The sequence below is a fragment of the Peribacillus sp. FSL E2-0159 genome (assembly GCF_038643155.1).
In the GTDB taxonomy this organism is placed as follows: domain Bacteria; phylum Bacillota; class Bacilli; order Bacillales; family DSM-1321; genus Peribacillus; species Peribacillus simplex.
In genome coordinates, this window is the sequence record NZ_CP152053.1 from 572,898 (window position 1) to 592,992 (window position 20,095).

Consider the following 20,095-nt stretch of genomic DNA (forward strand, 5'->3'; position numbering starts at 1 on the left):
AAGCATGGCTTATTATGCAGCAATTTTACACATGATTGATGCTGAAAAAAATATAGAAGTGCGTCCAAAACATATCGAGTATTTAAACGAACTTGATCGTAAAGGGAAGATTTTTGCAAGAGGACCTTTTGCGGATGGCTCAGGCGGCTTGGTTGTCTATATTGCAGACACATTTGAAGAAGCACTCTCATTAGCGGAAAATGATCCCCACGTTGTACATAAAGTTCGTAGACTGGAATTAAAAGAGTGGAACATTTAATAATGAAACGTTATGAGAACTAATTATTACGTTCATCACAATGAATTCATACCGGGAGCTGGAGACAGTTCCTTCATTATGGTGAGGGTTGCTGAGGCAACCTTTTTTTTGCATGTGCATTTCAACTTCATAACGAAAAGATAAAGTTCTACAATTAGAGTTTGAATGTAACGATATTTGTATGAGCTTACTAACCGTTGATAATTGCCAGTTGTTATACTTTGAAAAAGTATTAGTGTAAAAAGGTTCAAAGAGCGAAATTTCTTGAAATTAAACAAGCGGAATTTATAAAAAATAGGATTAAAAGTCTTGTCTATACAAGGCTTTTTTTGAATTGAGGTTAATTAGCTAATTCTTGATATATGTGATAGTAAGATGGCTTGTTGGATTAAAAAATTATATGATTGAGTAGCTTCTTACAATAACTACTCTTAGATTGAAGAAATTTGCGGCACTCCTGCCGAATAACCGGATAGCCGAGACCCCACAGGCGCTTGCGTCGAGGAGGCTTGGCAGACAGTCGGCGGAAAGCGAGCGAATTTCTGAAATCAACTGGAACGTTTTTTAAAAGAAAAAAAACTGTATTCGTACCGCTTCTTCGAATTTGTCTTCAGTCTGTGAGTAGCTGCACTTTTTCCAAGGTCTCCACTACTTTCTTGTTGACTGGATGCACTTTCTCTTTTATTTAGCTTTCTACAGCAGTTCCAGAAAATTCAATTGATTCCCTTAATATATCAAGGTTTTCTTCGGTGTCACTCATAAGTTGCATAGTAATGCGCTTATTACTATCTTTACTTTGCATAATTCATCTCACAATACTAGGAGTAAGGAAAGGCGATGAACTCATTATGATATTTAGCGAGCGATTAAAAAAAGAACGGGAAAAAAGAAATTGGTCACAAAATGATCTTGCAGAGAAGATTCATGTGAGTCGCCAATCTGTGTCGAAATGGGAAACGGGAAAAAATTATCCAAGTATTGAAGTACTCATTAATTTAAGTGATTTATTTCAAATTACGGTAGATGAATTATTAAGGAGTGACGAAGAATTGAAAGAAAAAATAATACGGGAAAGTAAGCAGTTAGCATTTCCAAAAAGGAAAATGTTTTTTGATATCGTGTTATTACTAGGAGCATTTTTGTTAGTGTCAAAATTAATTATTTTTGGCCTTAACAAATTTGTTGGCACGGATATTACCATTTTAAAAAGTATGCCAGTTGTATCGAATTTTTTACCATTAGCCTTGATGGTTATTGGTGGTATTGGTTCAGATTATTTGAAAGATAAATATGTAGATTGAAAGAACTCTGCTAAACCTTTTGAAACGTAATCATAAAAGAACAGAACCTTTAAATTTCAGGTTCTGTTCATATTTCTTATTTGAACTTTTGCACTTCCTCTTGTCCCTCGAATTTGTTATCTTTCAATATGCCGATTTCTTCAATATGGTTTCGTGCCGTTTCATCCCCTAATTTATAAATGAGGGCATAAAGCCTTTTCATGGCTGCATCGTATTTATCATTTGCCCGGTCATGATGATAGAGAAGGTAGGGCACATGTGAACGGGCATAGGACTCCAGGTCATCTGTCCGGTGTTCCTCCAAGCATTGTTTCAATTGTGCAAGTTCCTCATCGGTTGCGTGTACAGTGAAGCTCGGATTCTCTTCAAGTTTTTGTCCAAGTACGTCGCCGCTGACCAAATCGACATGATAGGTCTGTTTTTCCTGCATCATTCTGCGTATCATCCTTTCAAGCGTTTATCTATTCTGTACCACTATTTGTAAAAATTTAATCATGGAAGTAAACATTTCCTTAATGAAAATGATAGGAAATAGAGGTATCGGATTTCTTATCAAATGGTTTAAGATGGATTTACAGAATATTATGGGAAAATGAGGAGTGATATAGTGAAGAGGTCAATCATGTTTATTTTTTTGATGTTGATTGCTTCAGGCTGCGTAACAAGGAATTATGATTCCAATATGGATCTAGGGAAAAGTCAGTTGAATGAGGAAAATTATTTAGAAGCCCACGAGGCATTTGAATTAGCGTATAAAGAAGCAAAAACACCGGAAGCAAGGGAGTTAATGGATCTTTCAGGTTTTCTGGCAAGTGGAATGAAGAAATACGACGAGCAGGATTTTGATTCGGCTAAAAGAGATTTTGAAGAAGCAACCGTATATAAAGCAAAATACCGGGAAGGTAAACTATTGGTTTCAAAGGCGGTGGAAATGCACCCGGTATCAGACTCCGCCACGATAGAAACCGTAGAGGGGAATGACGAACCTGCGGAGGAAGAAACCGAGGACGGATCCAAAGTAGAATATAAGGCGGCAACGGAAACAAAAGGCATAGGAAGCAAGGATTCGGTCAGTACATTAAGTAAATCTCAGGCGGAAAAGCTTGTGAAGGATTATGTGGACATGGAAAATTTCCCGCATTTACATATCGAATATGATCATGATGCCGAAAAGGGAGATTACATTTTTCATGTATTCGAGGTGGATGAACCTAGTCAGAAAAGTGGCCACAAAACCACTTGGGGCTGGTATGGCGTGAATAAGAAGACTAAAGAAGTTTATGAAGTCATGTAAGGATAACTGAATGGTCGGATTAAAGGCCCCTGTTGAGGCCTTTTTATTTTGTGGCGCGGTAAAGTACAGGATTCGATAAAATTTTATAATTTTTGTAAAAAGGTCACCTTATTCTTTATTTTCTTAAGAATTTTTTAATAATTACTGTTTATGATTGAGCCAAGTAAAGGACAATCCTAGGAGGGATAAAGATGGAGAATTATAATGGTGATGAGCAAGTCAGAGTCAAGGCAGAACGGAAAAAGGGTAAATCTCTTTGGATAACCAGTCTTGTTTCCGGAACGGTTGCTTCTATGGTTACATCGTCTGTATTTCTATTTGGCGGGGATTTTATAGATCAAGGGAAAAGTTCAGTGAATGAGGCAACAGAAACGGCAGGTGTACAGCAAACGGAAAGTGTTGAAAAGGATAAAAGTGTCACGGCAGAAAAGTTATCGACAAGTACGGATTCAAATGATAGGGCAGAGATGGTCGAATCAGCATCCAAATCAATTGTAGGGGTCGTGAATTTACAGGAGATGCAAAACCAGAACCCGTACCAGCAGCAAAGCACGGAGAGCGAAACGGTAGAGAGCGGTACTGGCTCAGGGGTCATTTATAAAAAAGCTGATGGGAAAGCCTATATCATCACGAACAATCATGTTATTGAAGGAGCTAAGGAAGTCGAAATTTCATTGTATGATGGACAAAAGGCAACGGCAGCGGTTGTCGGCGCGGATGCTTTGACGGATTTAGCGGTTTTGACAATTGATGCCTCGAAAGCACCGGAGGGAATTAAATTCGGTAATTCTGATAGCATGCGTCCAGGTGAAGAAGTATTGGCAATTGGCAACCCACTTGGACTTGATTTTTCACGATCGGTTACACAAGGGATTGTCAGTGCGACCGGACGCTCCATTTCAGTCGATACCTCGGATGGGGAGTGGGAACTTGATGTCCTCCAAACAGATGCAGCGATCAACCCCGGCAATAGCGGCGGTGCATTGATTAACACCGTTGGGGAAGTAATCGGCATAAACAGCTTGAAGATTTCCGAAAACGGTGTGGAAGGCTTAGGGTTTGCCATACCAAGCAATGATGTGATTCCGATTGTTACGGAGCTGATTGAAAATGGAAAAATCACGCGTCCATATTTAGGAGTTAGTTTGGCTAGTATGGAAGAACTGCCGCAATATTACATTCAAAATGTTCCTGAAGCCGTAAAGTCCGGTGTAATGGTGACGAGTATAGAAGCAGGATCGGCTGCGGCGAATGGAGGGCTCAAGCAACAGGATATCATCGTTGAGATTGATGGAACGAAAATAAATACAGCCGCTGCATTAAGGAAGTACTTATATACAGATAAGAAAATCGGCGATAAAGTAAAGGTTAAAGTATATCGGGGTACTGAAGAGAAAACGGTAACGTTAACCTTGCAAAAACGATAGAAAGTGGTAAGACCCCTGAGTATCGATCAGGGGCCTCAGTTTGTATACAAAAGAGGTTCGGAATTATAAAATTCCGAACCCTTTTGAAATTCCCTTTGAATTTTAGGCGATTTTTGGAACTTACCATGTCCATTTGGCCATCTTCTTTAAATTAAAGGCAGCGAAAGTAAGCACCGCCTGCATCGACAAATTTTTAAGTCCCATTAAAGTAGTCCAACATATACCATACTTTTCTTTTGGAACAATAAAGATTTAGGCAAAAAGTTTTTATCTAAAAGTTAAACCAAAGTTGTGGAACGGAAGGTGCGAGACTCCTGCGGGGAAAGCGAGTCCAGGGGAGACCCCGCAGGCGCAAAGGCGCCGAGGAGGCTCCTGGACAGCCCGCGGAAAGCGAGTGCCTGGAGTGGAAATCAACGTTCAAATTGTACAAACCCTTATTTAATAGGATACAAAAGGTTACTATCGGAAAAATAGATAGTGTATTTGTACTGTTTTGCAAATTCTTGATATAGTCTTGAATACCTAAAAGTGAATAGTGGCGCCTTCTATTTGTCAAGGTTTTCATCGTGAATATGTTAAAAAATAGAAAAGATTTGACAAAATTGTGAAATGTCATAAAATAGAAAGAAAGGGGATGAAATTATGGAAGCTAATCAGAAGATGTTAGATGCAGTGAAATGGGTATCGGGCACAGGTTGTGTAATCGGAATTATTATTTTTGCTTTAAGTTTCTTTGTAAGCGATTACAATAAAGATTATATATTTACCGCTGTTGGAATTGCCATCACACTAAGCGCAGCTGCAATTTTTCTAGTTGGTATATTTTTTGTCCTGACAGAAGAAATGGTAATGAATACACATAAAGGTGAAAGAATTGTACCGGAAACGACTAAAATCATAAAAATTAAATCAAAGGCTAAAACTCAAACAAAAAGAAGTACAGAATTCAGTAACTAAAACCAGGAATATAGCGTAATGAAATGGCATTCTATCTTCAGATTAACTAACATGGATGAACATAACCAGCTGTTCGCCTTTCTGAAGAATTTAAATCAATTTAATATGAATAATTGAATGCGCTTTCATTCCGTATAGGACCTGGTTTAATTACCAGTTGGCTGCTTTTTAATTCAATACAATATATTGCACTCGTTATGTACAAAAAAAATATTTCAGCAACCCTTTGAAATACATACGATGTGCTTGGACATTCAAACCAAACTGCCTGAACGCCAGGAAGTTTTCACATTACATTTTGAACTATATCCACGAGAAAAGGACACTTTTAAAAAGTCCTTTTTTTGTGGTTTTTTTATGTACTTTTACTTGAAGATACAAAAGGGATTCCGTTATCAATATGGGGTTTTGAGTAGTGAGTTTTCAAAAGTCGGAGTTGATTGAACCAAAATAGTTTTTGTCCTGTCCTACTGAAATTGATAGTTAAACAACTTGACTATAGTTACAACAAGTTTAACTGACACCTGAATTATTTCCACCCATGACCTCTTTAGGAATACTGACAGGTCAATAAGTAATGCGAGAAGAAAGAATCAATTACATTTCACACTCGTTGTTTCCTTATATATATATAATATTGATCAGTGTTGGGTCATAAGGGGATTGAAGCATGAATATAGCATTTTGTACAATGCGGCAACCATTTGCCAACTTCCATGGCCGAGTGAAGAAAATCCGTTTTAAATCACGTTTCACAACGATATATATCTAATTAACAGGATAGGTAATATAATTCATAATCTTAAGAAGTTTTGAGGTAATAAACGCGGTGAATATAATGTGGAAATTCTATTTCATTATATTAGAGTAATATTAAACGGGAAGTGACCGGTATAATTGCAATCCAGTACTGATAAGTGAATTTTCCATAGGTAATTTATTAAACATTTATTATATTTCATTTGCTGAAGATTTTCGAACATTTCTGCTCATTTACCATCTTCTTACTGCTCTTTATTGAACTTTATGTGACAGATGTCACTTTATATTGTCTTTTTTTACACTTGGGATTAATATTGGTATGTCGGGTTTGTGAACATGGTAACACTTTGTCCGAATAATTACCAATTGGAATTTTATTATGTAAGAAAGGGGTAGTACTATGAAAATAAAATGGGCTCTATTAACTATACTTTTTACAATTGCCACTGTGCTAACCGGTTGCGATAACCCATTAATGGTCTTGGACCCTAAAGGGCCAGTAGCTGCAACACAAGCAGATGTTATTATGATTTCGATATGGACAATGGCCTTTGTCGTCCTTGTCGTTATGGTACTGTATATCTTCATGATAATGAAATATCGTGCTTCCAAACAACGTGATGATTATGAACCGCCTCATATAGAAGGAAGTAAGGTTCTTGAAATAATTTGGGTTGCGATCCCAATTTTAATCGTCGCTTTCCTATCCGTTGTTACTGTTAAAACAACAAATGAAGTTGAGGCAACGCCTAAAGGGTACGGAGATCAAGAACCTTTAGTTATTTACGCTTCATCTTCCAACTGGAAATGGCATTTTAGTTATCCGGAAGAAGATATCGAAACAGTCAACTATCTGTTTATACCTACTAACCGACCAATCGAATTTAAACTTTACTCATTCGGTCCAATCTCAAGTTTCTGGATTCCGCAACTTGGAGGACAAAAATACGCGATGTCGGACATGGTTAATACGTTGCACTTAGCAGCTGATGTACCAGGTGAGTATATGGGTCGAAATTCAAACTTCAGTGGTTCAGGTTTTGCTCAGCAAACGTTTAACGTTAATGCACTGTCTGCAGAAGAATACGATAAGTGGGTAGATGAAATTAAAGCTACTGCTAAACCGATTACTGAGGAAAAATTCAATGAATTATTAAAACCTGGTCATGTAGGGCAATCCACTTACACTGGAACTCACTTAGAGTTTTCACCAGCTCCTGAAGGGGAAAATGCTGGTCATGACCACGGATCTTCTGATACTGAAGAAAATGATTCCAAGGATTCACACGAGGAACATTCAGAACACAGCAACATGAATCATGATCAATAAGAATTAATTTCGTTCGATAAAACAACTAGGTTTACAAGATAAGGAATATTTTCCTGAAAGGAGTCACAAAAGTATGGATTACTTTGATCGATTTGCCGTACCTCATCCAAGTCCTGCGATTTATGCATCCATGGTTGCCATTGGTTTAACCATGATTGCGGTTGTTGCCGGAATTACCTATTTTAAAAAATGGGGTTACTTATGGCGTGAGTGGTTAACAACGGTTGACCATAAACGTATTGGTATCATGTACATCTTGGCAGCACTGCTTATGCTTTTCCGTGGTGGCGTCGATGCCCTTATGATGCGTGCTCAAACGGCTATTCCAGATAACGGTCTTTTGGATGGACAGCACTATAATGAGGTATTTACAACACACGGGGTCGTCATGATCTTGTTCATGGCTATGCCATTTATCATTGGGTTAATGAACATTGTTACACCATTACAAATTGGAGCGCGTGACGTAGCATTCCCACGTCTGAACGCAGTAAGCTTCTGGTTATTCTTCATGGGGGCAATGCTATTTAACATCTCTTTCGTAGTCGGTGGTTCCCCTGATGCAGGTTGGACATCTTACTTCCCGCTGGCAAGTAACGATTTCAGTGAATCAGTAGGTTCGAACTATTACGCGATTGCACTTCAAATAGCTGGTATCGGTACATTAATGACTGGTATCAACTTTATCGTAACAATCTTGAAAATGAGAGCACCTGGCATGAACTTAATGAAAATGCCAATGTTCACATGGTCTATCTTGATCACAAACTTCATTATCGTTTTCGCTTTCCCTGTATTGACAGTGGCACTTGCGTTGATGACAATGGATCGTCTATTCGGAACTCAATTCTTTACGATGGCCAATGGCGGTAGCGATATGCTTTGGGCGAACTTGTTCTGGGTTTGGGGACATCCTGAAGTTTATATAGTAATTCTTCCAGCTTTCGGTATTTACAGTGAAATCATTTCGACATTTGCACGTCGTAACCTGTACGGGTATAATTCGATGGTTATCTCCATGGTAGCTATTTCTACTTTATCTTTCATTGTATGGGCTCACCATTTCTATACAATGGGTCACGGTGCAATGGTTAATGGTATCTTCTCGATTACCACGATGGCAATTGCCGTCCCGACTGGTGTTAAGATTTTCAACTGGTTGTTCACACTTTGGAAAGGTAAAATCGTATTTACCGTTCCAATGCTATACTCTTTAGCTTTCATTCCGATTTTCACGCTCGGTGGGGTAACAGGGGTAATGCTTGCCATGGCAAGTGCTGACTACCAATACCATAATACAATGTTCTTAGTAGCTCATTTCCACTACGTTTTAATCCCTGGTACTGTATTTGCCGTACTTGCTGGTTTCACGTACTGGTGGCCAAAAATGTTCGGTTTTATGTTGAGCGAAAAAATTGGGAAATGGTCGTTCTGGTTCATTACAATCGGCTTTAATGTAACATTCTTCCCGATGTTCATCACTGGTTTAGATGGGCAGGCACGTCGTATGTATACGTACTCTGAATCAACAGGGTATGGTCCATTGAATATGCTCTCTTTCGTTGGAGCGATTGGCTTGGCAATAGGTTTTGCACTTATTGTGTACAATATCTATTGGAGTACTCGTTATGCGTCAAGAAATATCTCGAACGATCCATGGGATGCACGTTCTCTAGAGTGGGCTACACATACACCAATCCCTGAATATAACTTTGCAATCGTGCCAACAGTTGATTCTACGGAAGCATTCTGGGATTCAAAGAAAAAAGGCTTTAAATTATTTGGTGGTAAAGTAGAAAAGATTCATATGCCAAATAACAGTGGCGTGCCGTTTATCATGAGCTGTATCTTCTTCGTTTGGGGCTTTGCATTGGTATTCAGCATGTGGATCATTGCAATCATTGCAACGATCGGTATCTTTGCTTGTATGATTCACCGTTCATTCGAAAAAGATCACGGACGTTATATCTCTGTTGAAGAGATCGAAGAAACTGAAAATAAATTGCGAGGTGCTAAGTAATGAAAATAGATAACTCGCTGCCACTAGAATATAGCACGGAAGAAAATCGCTTAAAGATTTTTGGGTTCTGGATTTTCCTGGGGGCAGAAATAGCTCTTTTCGCTACACTGTTCGCCACTTATTTTGTATTAGTTGATGGTACTGGAAATGGTCCAACAGGGGAACATCTTTTTAAAGTCCCAACCCTAATGTTTCAAACAATCTTTCTTTTAACTAGTAGTTTTACCATAGGTCTTGGAATCAATGCAATGAGACTTGGCAGACAGAAAGCAACGATTGGTTTCTTCATTATCACCCTTATTCTTGGTTTAGGCTTCTTAGGAGTCGAAATTTATGAATTCGTGGAGTATGTACATGAAGGAGCAACGATTCAAACAAGTGCTTTCTTATCTAGTTTGTTCACATTACTAGGTACGCATGGAGCTCACGTTACACTTGGTTTATTCTGGGGAACCTTCATTATCATGCAGATTAAAAAGCGCGGTATGACTCCACAAACAACAAACAAGGCTTTCATCTTTTCACTTTACTGGCATTTCTTGGACGTTGTCTGGATTTTCATCTTCAGTTTCGTCTACCTGAAAGGAATGATGTAATATGAAAGAATTATTCCCACGGGGCCAAGTTATGGGATTTGCCTTTTCACTAATCCTGACTTTGGTCGCTCTATCAGTTATTGTGTTTGATCTCTCACTTAAAATGGCTGTGATCATTCTACTCGTTACAGCTTTCATGCAAGCTGCACTTCAGTTTGTTATGTTCATGCATGCAGGAGAGTCTGAAGATAAAGCATCGATTTACACAAACGTTTATTACGGATTGTTCGTTGCATTGGTAACAATTTTCGGTACATTGCTAACAATGGTCTGGGGATATCAATAATCCATTCCGGAAAACTGGGCGTCTTGATGACGCCCAGTTTTTTTGTGTTTTAGTTGAGAACATATACCGCTTTATCCACTTCATTCATAGAAATTTGTATGGATAAGAAGGATGTGGATGACCCATTTTGTTTAGTATAACCATTTCGGAACATTATATTTATTAAACGAAAAATTTTCCCGTTTTGGAGTGCGCCCTTGCGTTTAAGTGCAAGGTTTTACTAAAGTAAAACGTTAATAGAACGGACACATTCTCTAAGAAAAACTGTCAGTCCTTTTGATATAAGAATTAATTTATAAACGTAGCGGAGATGATGAAATTGACATTGCCGGTTTTGATTTTGACTATTATATTGAGTTTGTTAAAAATATTGGTTTCCTGTCTTCCAACCGATGCGGTTAATTGGATTATCAGCAAATTTAAAATACACTCTGAAATTAGTGACGAGAATGCGATTGTAACCTTTGACGGAAAACGTTTGGAAGGTGAAGAAAAAATTCAAGTTATTAATTATTTTAATAACGCTAGATTTTTGAAAAAAAATCATATATTCCCTGGGAACGAGCAATTGTTTTTGAATCCCGAGAATAGTGGTTTTCCATTGGTCATTGATACTAAAAGAGGCAAAAAGGATGTTAGGTTATTTGTGTACATTTACAATGACCACGTGGATGTAGTTAAACAGTACAAGAAGAAAGTCATTTCTTATAGTTTGTTTTCCGATAGCCTCCAAGAACGTTCCGTGCCATTAATAAGTAATTTAGCTTAAAAGAACATTAAGATGACGGTCCTTAAAAAGACCGTCCTTTTTTATAAGTCTTTTTATTGTGTAATCCCATCTCATTTAGGTGCTTTTTTCATTATAAAAAATTCTAAATTACTTGTTATTCAGATTGAGAGGCTAACGTACACACTGAATTCTTGGATTTTAGTGTATTTTGGAAAAAACAATTAAAAGTGAGGAGACTGCTGTAAGAGGTTCTTTAATAGTGCATTGAATAGAATTTTGGAAATTATTAAATGGTAATAAAAAAGCAGGTATCTATTACGATGCCTGCCTTTTTATGCTTTCCATTGTTTTTCAACTTGATGAAGGGCTTGTTGTAAAATTACTTCATGATCAGTACCCGGTTTAGTAAGGACGTTTGTTTGATAAGATTTTCCTTGGAAATCAACTGTTACTGTAACTTTTACCATTATGCATCTTTCCTTTCTTAATTCAGAATTAAATGAGATGGTTGTACCTATTTCTTTAATACCCGTGGCAGAGGATTTTTCAAACATTGCAAAAGCTGTAAAATCTTAAGAATTAATATTCAAAATTATCTGATATTTTTGGAGATGTGTCAACATTTTTTTTTTTACCAACCCAATTTCCCGGCTAACTACAAAAAAGCCCTAGCTTGTGTGCACATGACAGCCAGGGCTTTTTTCAAATGAACTATATTCATATTTTAGTTAAGATAATACCGATTAATGCTGCAAGTACGCCAGCGATTTGATAGTTTTTTAGTTTTTCCTTGAATAAGTAACATCCAGCGAATACGACAACCAAACAGTTCAGGCTGACGACAGGGAAAATGATGCTTGCGATGCCGGTGTTCAACGCAAAGAAATAACATCCATAGCCTATGGTGCTTAATAAGCCTACTAAGGAACCGATTTTGACTTCCTTTAGCTTGATTTTTTCATTTTTAAAGGCCAGCACCGAAAGAAGATAAAGCATTCCTCCTCCGTACATTGATACTAGGATATCGAGGGAGTTTAAATGAAGACGTGTTGATGTCGTCATTAGAATGCCGAGCACACCAAAAGATAAGATGGATAATAATGTGTGCATTATCCAAGGGACATATTGGTGGTTACCTTTAGCATTAGGTGTATACTGAATGACTAAGGTAGCGAGAAACATGCAGACAATTCCACTCCACTGCAAGGAAGAAATATGTTCGTGAAAAATTAAAGCTGCACAGAGAATGGGGAATATTGCATTCGCTGCGATTAATGGAGATGTCAAGCTTGCCGGCCCTTTTTCAAAGGCGCTTGCCATCTGGAGATTACCATTAGCGTTCAGTACCCCAATGGCTGCACCAAGCATGATAGACAGCCAGTTCAGCTGCAAACCATCCACAAGTACTCCATAAAATATAGACAAAATAAAAGCTGAAAAATAAAAGAAAAATTGGATATGTACCTTTGAGTAACCTTTTCCGCTACTCCATTTAAAAATGCTGTTATTGATTCCGAAACATAAACTCGTGATGAGCGCTGCAAAAATCCACATTGACTTAATCTCTTCCTTCATGTAGGATAAACTTCTTCTACATTTTAAGCTGAAAGCATACAGGAATCAAACCAAATTATAAAAGTATGATTGACAGATTAGATATTTTTTTCTATATTTACTATGACAATTTTAAAATATTTCCCGATAAACGGGAGAGGTTCATAGCATCACCCTCTTAAAAAAACTATGGCTTTGATATTTTTCGCGAATCAACCATATCTTTGAGGAGATATGGTTTTTGTTATATAGAGGCCCACTTTATGAATCTCCCTGTAACCTGGGATTAGGAGGACTTTTAATGTCTGGAAGAAAAGAAGAAGAATTAAAAAAAGATATCACACTGCTTGGTAATCAAGGAACAAAATATACATTCGACTATGCACCTGAAATCCTTGAGTCATTCGATAACAAGCATCCGAACCGGGATTATTTCGTCAAATTCAATTGCCCGGAATTCACTAGCTTATGTCCGATAACGGGCCAGCCGGATTTTGCAACCATTTACATCAGCTATATTCCCAGTGTGAAAATGGTGGAAAGCAAGTCTTTGAAACTTTATTTATTCAGCTTCCGCAATCACGGTGATTTCCATGAAGACTGCATGAACATCATCATGAATGATTTAATCGAATTGATGGATCCTAAATATATTGAAGTCTGGGGCAAGTTTACACCTAGGGGCGGAATTTCCATCGACCCTTACACAAATTATGGGAAACCAGGTACGAAGTATGAGGAAATGGCGGATTACCGCTTGATGAACCATGATTTATACCCGGAAACAGTCGATAATCGCTAAAGAATACGAGAGACAATGGGCATATGCCCGTTGTCTTTTTTTTGTTTTTAGCCATTATCGATCGGTGGTCCTGTCGTTTTGTCCTTTTTAAAAATACAAATGTCCTCCTATAATGGAATTTGCACTTGATTGTTTCGCGAAAAAGCGTAATAATAGGGAGAGTTGATTTTGACAGAATATTTACGAAAATAGGGGATGTCGAGATGAAAGTTGCAAAGTTTGGCGGAAGTTCACTTGCATCAGGTGAACAGTTGAGGAAGGTATTCGAAATTGTTGTTTCTGATCCAGAGAGGAAGATTGTAGTCGTTTCGGCTCCAGGAAAACGCAATTCCGATGATATAAAGGTGACGGATTTATTGATTGGGGCTGCGGAACAGCAGCTGCGCGGGGATAATGGAGAGCATTTGATAGAAGATGTCGTATCCCGCTATGCGAGCATTGCTGAAGAGCTGGATATATCCGGGAGTGTCATCACTGGGATTCATGAAAATTTAATGGCACTGTTGCATGCAGACCAAACTAACCCGAAGCGCTATCTGGATGCCTTGAAGGCCAGTGGCGAAGATAATAATGCGAAGCTGGTCGCAGGTTATTTCCAAAGTCTTGGAGTAGAGGCACAGTATATAAATCCGAAGAAGGCTGGCTTGATCGTAACGGATGAAGGTGGATTTACCAAGGTGCTGCCAGAGTCTTATGATCGGTTATATGCTCTGCGTGATGAGCCTGGAATCTTAGTATTCCCAGGGTTCTTCGGGTATACGTTAGATGGTGATGTTTTAACCTTCTCAAGGAGCGGTTCCGATATTACGGGTTCGATTCTTGCGAATGGGGTCAAAGCTGATTTGTATGAGAACTTTACGGACGTGGATGCCGTTTATGCGGTGAATCCAAATGTGGTTTCCAATCCCAAGGGAATCCGGGAATTAACCTATCGTGAAATGCGGGAGCTTTCTTATGCAGGTTTCTCGGTATTTCATGATGAGGCGCTGATTCCTGCATTCCGTGCGGGAATACCTGTCCATATCCAGAATACGAACAATCCGGCGGCACAAGGGACCCGAATTGTGAGTACACGGGATAATACGAACGGGCCGGTTATTGGGATAGCAAGTGATAAAGGATTTTGCAGTATTTACATTAGCAAATATTTGATGAACCGGGAAGTTGGTTTTGGCCGGAAACTGCTGCACATCCTTGAAGATTATGGAGTTTCATATGAGCATATTCCATCAGGCATTGATGATGTGACGCTTATTCTAAGGCAGGACCAGATGAAGGATGAAGCCGAGAAGAAAATCATTTCACGAATCAAGAAAGAGCTTCATGCCGATGAAGTGAATGTGGAGCATGATCTTGCCTTGATCATGGTTGTAGGAGAAGGAATGCGTCATAATGTCGGTACAACGGCAAGAGCGTCAAAAGCCTTGGCAGAAGCAAAGGTGAATATTGAGATGATCAACCAGGGCTCTTCGGAGGTAAGCATGATGTTCGGTGTGAAAGGGCATAATGAAGAGACGGCAATTCAGGCATTATATCACGAGTTCTTTTGAGTATGAACGTTTAGGGACCTCCTTGAAAAGGGAGGTTTTTTTGGTTATGAAAGTTCCAAGTCGATAATAAGGTGGATTCCATGATTGTGGGAAACGAATGATTTTCATGGAATTAAATTCGAGTGAATAAAAGACGCGCCGAGGGTTCAGCGCGTCTTTAGTTCAGTACCCATTTATCCTTTAAGAATAATATCCTTGAGACAGCAAAGAAGAGGATGATCGAGACAATGAGGGAGCTGGCTGTAAGGAAGATATTCTGAATATTGATAACACCATATAGCAATTCTTTAAAGAGCGGCATCATGGCAGGAGGAAAGAGGGGAGATAGCCCAAATCACGCTCCATTTGTATAAAAGGAGCGGTATGTACCTATTATCAAGCAATAACAGCTGTCTGCCCATACCTAATCCCATTCTGGATGCACTGTTTGAAAAATGCGGTCTAACCACGAAATTGGGGCCGCATGAAGGGGTGGGTACGAAAATTATCGCAGATATCGTGAAAAAACATCAAAGGTAATCTTTAAGGGGGATTATGATAAGTGGACTACAACATTTGCCCGCTAATCATTGATTGCTCATAAATATAAAAGGAAAGCCTCCAAATGGAAGATTGGAGGCTTTCCTTTTATGTTAGTCCATAATTGTCAGGAGTTGATCGATCGCGTTCCTTGGCCGTGGAGCAGGGATCATATCGGGATAGCCAACGTGAAGGCTGCCGACGATCTTCTCACCGGGTTTCACGCCTAAAGCTTCACGAAACTCCATGCTGTGTATCATGCCGTATGTTTCCCATATCATCCCGATTCCTTGTTCCCAGGCAAGCAGGCTGAAATTCTGGATCAAGGCACTTGTGGCCGCATAATCTTCTTCACGTGTCATAGGATTCGGATTCTCTTCCATGATCACTGCGACAAACATCGGTACACCTATAAGTTTATTATATCCCCGCTGTCCGGCTGCATTTTTCTTTTCAGGGTCCTTCTCTTTGCCTGCCATGAATGCACGGGTTGCTTCTGCGAGTTTTAAACGGCTATCACCATGCACCACGACGAAGCGCCATGGTTGGGTCATTTTATGGTTCGGTGCCCATGTAGAAGTTTCCAATAATGTTTGGATGGTATCAATAGGAACAGGAATGTCCTTAAATCGTTTGATGCTGCGCCGTTCTTTTATGATATCTTCCAGTTTCATGATTATCCTGCTCCTTTAATCATATATGTAAGTTTAATAGTTGAAAAAAAATAATCCCCGGCTGCCTAATATGCTTCCAACGTGAATAAATTACTTGAATAAAGAGGGGGCAATATTCTAGTGACTTGCATTCGCTAATGAGCATATAATTTTTACTAGGCACAGAGAAGCCGGGGCGACATTGTATCTATGTACAATATCAAAAGGGTACGATAAGAGATTATCGTAATTGCTTATCAAATTTCAGAGATCGATAATGAAATTGAAAATCATTATCAATTAGAATTTTCGCTTATTTCCTGTTATTTGTCAAGGGTATTTATAAAAAAAAATTCAAGATGTTTACTAGTCCTTTAAAACAGTTAAAATCTTTTAAAAAATCTGTATAAAAATGTATAATGAGAGGATGAATAGATGCTATCTACATATGAGGAATCGAAGGTGTCATAGATGAAAAAATTGTCTTCATTTCTTAAGCCGTACTGGCTTTTGATCATTCTTGCTTTATCCTTAATGATTGTCGAGCTCGGGGTAGAGCTGTTACAACCTCTATTTATAGCAAAAATAATTGATGATGGCATTTTGCAGAAAGATTTATCGGTGGTGATTAAATGGGGAAGTGTCATGGTTGGACTTTCCGTTTTTTCATTTCTTGGCGGGATCGTTAATTCCTTTACGGCATCACATGTAAGTCAAAGCTTTGGACATGATGTCAGGAAAAGCCTTTTTGGTAAAATACAGGCGTTTTCTTTTGCAAATTTGAATAATATTCCGACTTCCTCTTTGATAACAAGGATGACGAATGATGTGACTCAACTTCAAAATACGGTTTTTATGGGCCTGCGTATCATGGCAAGGGCGCCATTGATCGTAATCGGCGGAGCGATAATGGCTATTGCGGTCGATTTGAAACTATCACTTGTTTTGGTCATTTCAATTCCGGTTCTTGTTTTCTTCCTGGGATGGGTTATGAAACGAGCAGCTAAGCTGTTTAAGCTCGTACAGAAAAAACTCGATAATGTCAATGGCGTCATGAGGGAAAACCTGATAGGCATGCGCTTGATCAAAGCTTTTCTTCGTAAGGAGCATGAAATCGGCCGATTTGACGATGTGAATGAAGAGTTGAAAAGAAAGACTGTGACTTCCCTTCGTTTAATTGAAACGACGATGCCTGTGTTGATGCTTGTCATGAATGTGGCGATTCTGATCATTCTCTGGCTTGGAAGTGAATTTATAACAACGGGTGATATACAGGTAGGGGAAGTTGTGGCAATTGTCAACTACGCCACGAGGATTGCGGCATCCCTTTCCGTTTTTTCATGGCTGATCATGGTCATTTCCCGTGCGAAGGCTTCAGCGGAACGTGTGACGGAAATATTTGAAACCCCGATAGATATTGATGAAGGTAAGGTGGAGAGCAAGAGTGGGGCCGTCAATGGGGGAGGCATTAAGTTTCTGGATGTATCTTTCCGCTATCCTGGAACCGAAACCCCGATATTGAAAGACTTAACCTTCTCCATCGGTCCGGGAGAATCACTTGCCATCATAGGAGCGACAGGATCAGGGAAAACATCACTGTTTCAGCTGATTCCGAGATTATACGAAGTTGAAAGCGGCTCCATTCAAATTGATGACCAAGACCTTAAAGATATTCCCTTGGATTCGCTGCGGAAAAGGATCGGCTATGTACCGCAAGAGGCCCTGCTTTTTTCAGGAACCATAAAAAATAATGTCGCTTGGGGAAAAGAAGGTGCCTCGATGGAGGAAATCATGGAAGCGGCCATGCATGCTCAGGTACATGAGACCATAATGAAACTTCCTAAACAATATGAAACCCTGTTAGGGCAAAAAGGGGTGAATCTGTCCGGAGGGCAAAAACAGCGCTTATCGATTGCAAGAGCATTGGTGCGCAGACCAAAGATTCTCCTTCTGGATGATAGCACGAGTGCTCTGGATTTGAAAACGGAGAGTAAATTGCTTGCTGCTTTAAAGGACTATACATGCACAACGCTCATCATTACACAAAAAATCAGTACGGCCATGGAGGCGGACAAAATCTTGTTGCTGGAAAGTGGTCAAGTACTTGCGCTGGGGAAACATCAGGATTTGATTCAAACAAGTGATCTTTATCGAAAAATCGTTCACTCACAGTTTGGGGAGGAGGGCATTTCTCTTGAGTCGAAGAATATCTCCCGCTAAAGCAAAGTCTAAACCGGTTAACTCCTGGAATACGATAAAAAGGATCATTCCCTACTTAGCAACGAATAAAAGCCTGCTATTTTGTGTACTTTTTATGGTACTGATAAGCTCGGTTTTGGGATTGCTTGGCCCCTTTCTTGTTGGGATGGCCATTGATGATTATATTGTCACAAGAGATAGCGGGGGGCTGATCAGCCTTCTTTTCGGACTTCTCGGAGTCTATGTATTCTATTCCCTATCCATGTGGCTTCAGAATTATTGGATGATTGGAATCGCGCAGGATACGGTTTATGCGATGCGCAATCAATTGTTCAAAAAACTTCACCAGTTGTCCATTCCCTTTTTTGACCGGCGTCAGCATGGGGAATTGATGAGTAGGGTCACGAATGATATAGAAAATGTCAGTTCCACTTTGAATAGTTCCGTCATCCAGATTTTTTCAAGTGTGCTGACACTGGTCGGGACGATCGGAGTCATGCTGTATCTGAGCCCTTTATTAACTGTTTTAACCTTATTAATCGTTCCTCTTATGTTCTTCGGTCTGAGGTGGATAACGAACCGGACGGGAAAGCTGTTTAAAGCACAGCAGAAGAACCTTGGAGAACTGAATGGGTTTATAGAAGAAACGATTTCCGGACAACGGATCGTAAAGGCTTTTTCACAGGAAGATAAAGTGATAAGGGATTTTATCATCCGGAGTGAAAACTTAAAGAAAGCTGGATTTCTATCACAATCATACTCTGGGCTGATTCCAAAACTGATGAATTTACTGAACAACTTAAGTTTCACGGTAATAGCAGCTGTCGGCGGGTTTTTGGCGCTGAGTGGGATAGGAACGGTTTCCATCGGGGTCATTGTCATTTTCACCGAGTATTCAAGGCAATTCACCCGTCCGCTCAATGACCTAGCTAACCAATTTAATACACTCCTATCAGCTGTTGCCGGTGCGGAGCGGGTTTTCGCCATACTTGATGAACAAGAAGAAGAAGTGGATGAGAAACAGGCCTCCGAACTTCGTGATGTCCGTGGTGAGGTGGACTTTGAGAGTGTTTCCTTTTCATATAATGATGATGATGAGCAAACGATAAATGATGTTAGTTTCCATGTAGAAAAAGGGGAGACCATTGCGCTTGTAGGTCCCACAGGGGCCGGTAAGACCACAATCATTAATCTTCTTGCCCGTTTTTACGAGCCGAACAGCGGTCGGATAATGATTGATGGCCAGGATATCCAACAGGTGACGAGATCCAGTCTCCGCAAGTATATGGGCTTCGTTTTACAGGATTCCTTTTTGTTTCAAGGTACGATACGTGAAAACATCCGCTACGGCCGACTGGAGGCGGAGAATGAAGAAGTGGTGAATGCAGCCAAGCTTGCCAATGCCCATTCCTTTATCATGAAACTGCCAGATCGATATGATACCATCTTGAATCAGGATGGCAGTGGAATAAGTCAGGGGCAGCGCCAGTTATTATCGATTGCCAGGGCTATTTTAGCTGATCCCGTTCTATTGATTTTGGATGAAGCGACAAGTAGCATAGATACGATTACCGAGCTTAAAATCCAGGAAGCATTACACCGTTTGATGGAGGGAAGGACAAGTTTTGTCATTGCCCATCGATTGAATACAATTCAGCAAAGTGATCAAATCCTTGTACTTGATGAAGGAAGGATCATTGAAAAGGGATCCCATGATGAATTGTTGCGGCAGAGGGGTTTTTATTACGAACTATATCGCAGTTCATTAAGGGAAAATCAATCCGGATGAAGAAAAAATGTGTGCCATCAGGCGCACATTTTTTGCGTTGGTCCCATAAAACAAGGACCTTAAACTT

The 20,095-nt window shown here is 39.5% G+C and carries 18 protein-coding genes and 1 pseudogene; 14 read left to right on the plus strand and 5 right to left on the minus strand.

All coding sequences use genetic code 11. The features are described 5' to 3' along the window. Positions 1–4: 4 nt before the first annotated feature. Together NYE63_RS02845 and NYE63_RS02850 are read left to right on the plus strand one after the other, a co-directional pair. Entirely contained in the window at positions 5–259 is a 255-nt protein-coding gene (locus tag NYE63_RS02845; protein ID WP_342603998.1) for a YciI family protein, read from the plus strand. 848 nt (positions 260–1,107) lie between these two features. Continuing rightward, entirely contained in the window at positions 1,108–1,560 is a 453-nt protein-coding gene (locus NYE63_RS02850; RefSeq protein ID WP_063235308.1) for a helix-turn-helix transcriptional regulator, read from the plus strand. Positions 1,561–1,636: 76 nt separating this feature from the next. Here NYE63_RS02850 and NYE63_RS02855 read toward each other — a convergent pair whose 3' ends face one another. Further along, positions 1,637–1,993 (minus strand): hydrolase, encoded by a 357-nt coding sequence (locus tag NYE63_RS02855; protein ID WP_342603999.1) that lies wholly within the window; start codon positions 1,991–1,993, stop codon positions 1,637–1,639. A 189-nt stretch (positions 1,994–2,182) separates the two neighbouring features. Between NYE63_RS02855 and NYE63_RS02860 the strand changes: the two genes are divergently transcribed. Together NYE63_RS02860 and NYE63_RS02865 are read left to right on the plus strand one after the other, a co-directional pair. After that, a complete protein-coding gene (locus tag NYE63_RS02860; protein ID WP_342604000.1) occupies positions 2,183–2,854 on the plus strand; it encodes a hypothetical protein in 672 nt (223 codons plus the stop codon). 191 nt (positions 2,855–3,045) lie between these two features. Then, positions 3,046–4,281: a trypsin-like peptidase domain-containing protein gene (locus NYE63_RS02865; RefSeq protein WP_342604001.1), complete on the plus strand. Its 1,236-nt coding sequence runs from the start codon at positions 3,046–3,048 to the stop codon at positions 4,279–4,281. 120 nt (positions 4,282–4,401) lie between these two features. On the opposite strand, the pseudogene NYE63_RS02870 reads toward NYE63_RS02865, so the two are convergent. Continuing rightward, a pseudogene (locus NYE63_RS02870) lies at positions 4,402–4,518 on the minus strand (hypothetical protein); the annotation flags it as partial. A gap of 405 nt (positions 4,519–4,923) precedes the next feature. Here NYE63_RS02870 and NYE63_RS02875 point away from each other — a divergent pair. The 6 genes from NYE63_RS02875 to NYE63_RS02900 all read left to right on the plus strand — a co-directional run bounded on the left by NYE63_RS02875 (position 4,924) and on the right by NYE63_RS02900 (position 11,001). After that, positions 4,924–5,238 (plus strand): hypothetical protein, encoded by a 315-nt coding sequence (locus tag NYE63_RS02875; protein WP_342604002.1) that lies wholly within the window; start codon positions 4,924–4,926, stop codon positions 5,236–5,238. A 1,162-nt stretch (positions 5,239–6,400) separates the two neighbouring features. Then, the gene (gene qoxA / locus NYE63_RS02880) at positions 6,401–7,330 is read left to right on the plus strand and encodes a cytochrome aa3 quinol oxidase subunit II (protein WP_342604003.1); all 930 of its coding nucleotides are present in this window, start codon (positions 6,401–6,403) and stop codon (positions 7,328–7,330) included. Between the two features lie 73 nt (positions 7,331–7,403). Further along, positions 7,404–9,350, plus strand: coding sequence for a cytochrome aa3 quinol oxidase subunit I (qoxB, locus tag NYE63_RS02885; protein WP_342604004.1), 1,947 nt, complete (start codon positions 7,404–7,406; stop codon positions 9,348–9,350). Next, positions 9,350–9,946 (plus strand): cytochrome aa3 quinol oxidase subunit III, encoded by a 597-nt coding sequence (gene qoxC / locus NYE63_RS02890; protein WP_063235315.1) that lies wholly within the window; start codon positions 9,350–9,352, stop codon positions 9,944–9,946. Before qoxB ends, qoxC begins: the two co-directional genes overlap by 1 nt. 1 nt (position 9,947) lies before the next feature. Beyond that, positions 9,948–10,232, plus strand: a complete 285-nt coding sequence (gene qoxD, locus NYE63_RS02895) for a cytochrome aa3 quinol oxidase subunit IV (protein WP_063235316.1) — start codon at positions 9,948–9,950, stop codon at positions 10,230–10,232. Positions 10,233–10,551: 319 nt separating this feature from the next. Next, a complete protein-coding gene (locus NYE63_RS02900) occupies positions 10,552–11,001 on the plus strand; it encodes a YfmQ family protein (protein ID WP_342604005.1) in 450 nt (149 codons plus the stop codon). Positions 11,002–11,294: 293 nt separating this feature from the next. Here NYE63_RS02900 and NYE63_RS02905 read toward each other — a convergent pair whose 3' ends face one another. Continuing rightward, positions 11,295–11,429, minus strand: coding sequence for a BA3454 family stress response protein (locus NYE63_RS02905; protein ID WP_095390432.1), 135 nt, complete (start codon positions 11,427–11,429; stop codon positions 11,295–11,297). A gap of 250 nt (positions 11,430–11,679) precedes the next feature. Beyond that, positions 11,680–12,537, minus strand: coding sequence for an EamA family transporter (locus NYE63_RS02910; protein WP_342604006.1), 858 nt, complete (start codon positions 12,535–12,537; stop codon positions 11,680–11,682). A gap of 280 nt (positions 12,538–12,817) precedes the next feature. Here NYE63_RS02910 and queF point away from each other — a divergent pair, with 280 nt between their 5' ends. Both queF and NYE63_RS02920 read left to right on the plus strand, forming a co-directional pair. Beyond that, positions 12,818–13,318: a preQ(1) synthase gene (gene queF / locus NYE63_RS02915; protein ID WP_061461394.1), complete on the plus strand. Its 501-nt coding sequence runs from the start codon at positions 12,818–12,820 to the stop codon at positions 13,316–13,318. Positions 13,319–13,521: 203 nt separating this feature from the next. Beyond that, positions 13,522–14,868, plus strand: a complete 1,347-nt coding sequence (locus NYE63_RS02920) for an aspartate kinase (RefSeq protein WP_342604007.1) — start codon at positions 13,522–13,524, stop codon at positions 14,866–14,868. A 632-nt stretch (positions 14,869–15,500) separates the two neighbouring features. Here the strand turns inward: NYE63_RS02920 and NYE63_RS02925 are convergent. After that, on the minus strand, positions 15,501–16,061 hold the full coding sequence (locus tag NYE63_RS02925) for a nitroreductase (protein WP_342604008.1): 561 nt from the start codon (positions 16,059–16,061) through the stop codon (positions 15,501–15,503). Positions 16,062–16,511: 450 nt separating this feature from the next. On the opposite strand from NYE63_RS02925, the gene NYE63_RS02930 reads away from it, so the two are divergent. Next, complete coding sequence (locus NYE63_RS02930; RefSeq protein ID WP_342604009.1) at positions 16,512–18,260, plus strand: ABC transporter ATP-binding protein; 1,749 nt, start codon at positions 16,512–16,514, stop codon at positions 18,258–18,260. Then, entirely contained in the window at positions 18,235–20,028 is a 1,794-nt protein-coding gene (locus NYE63_RS02935) for an ABC transporter ATP-binding protein (RefSeq protein WP_342604010.1), read from the plus strand. The genes NYE63_RS02930 and NYE63_RS02935 overlap by 26 nt, the downstream gene beginning before the upstream one ends. Positions 20,029–20,095 lie beyond the last annotated feature (67 nt).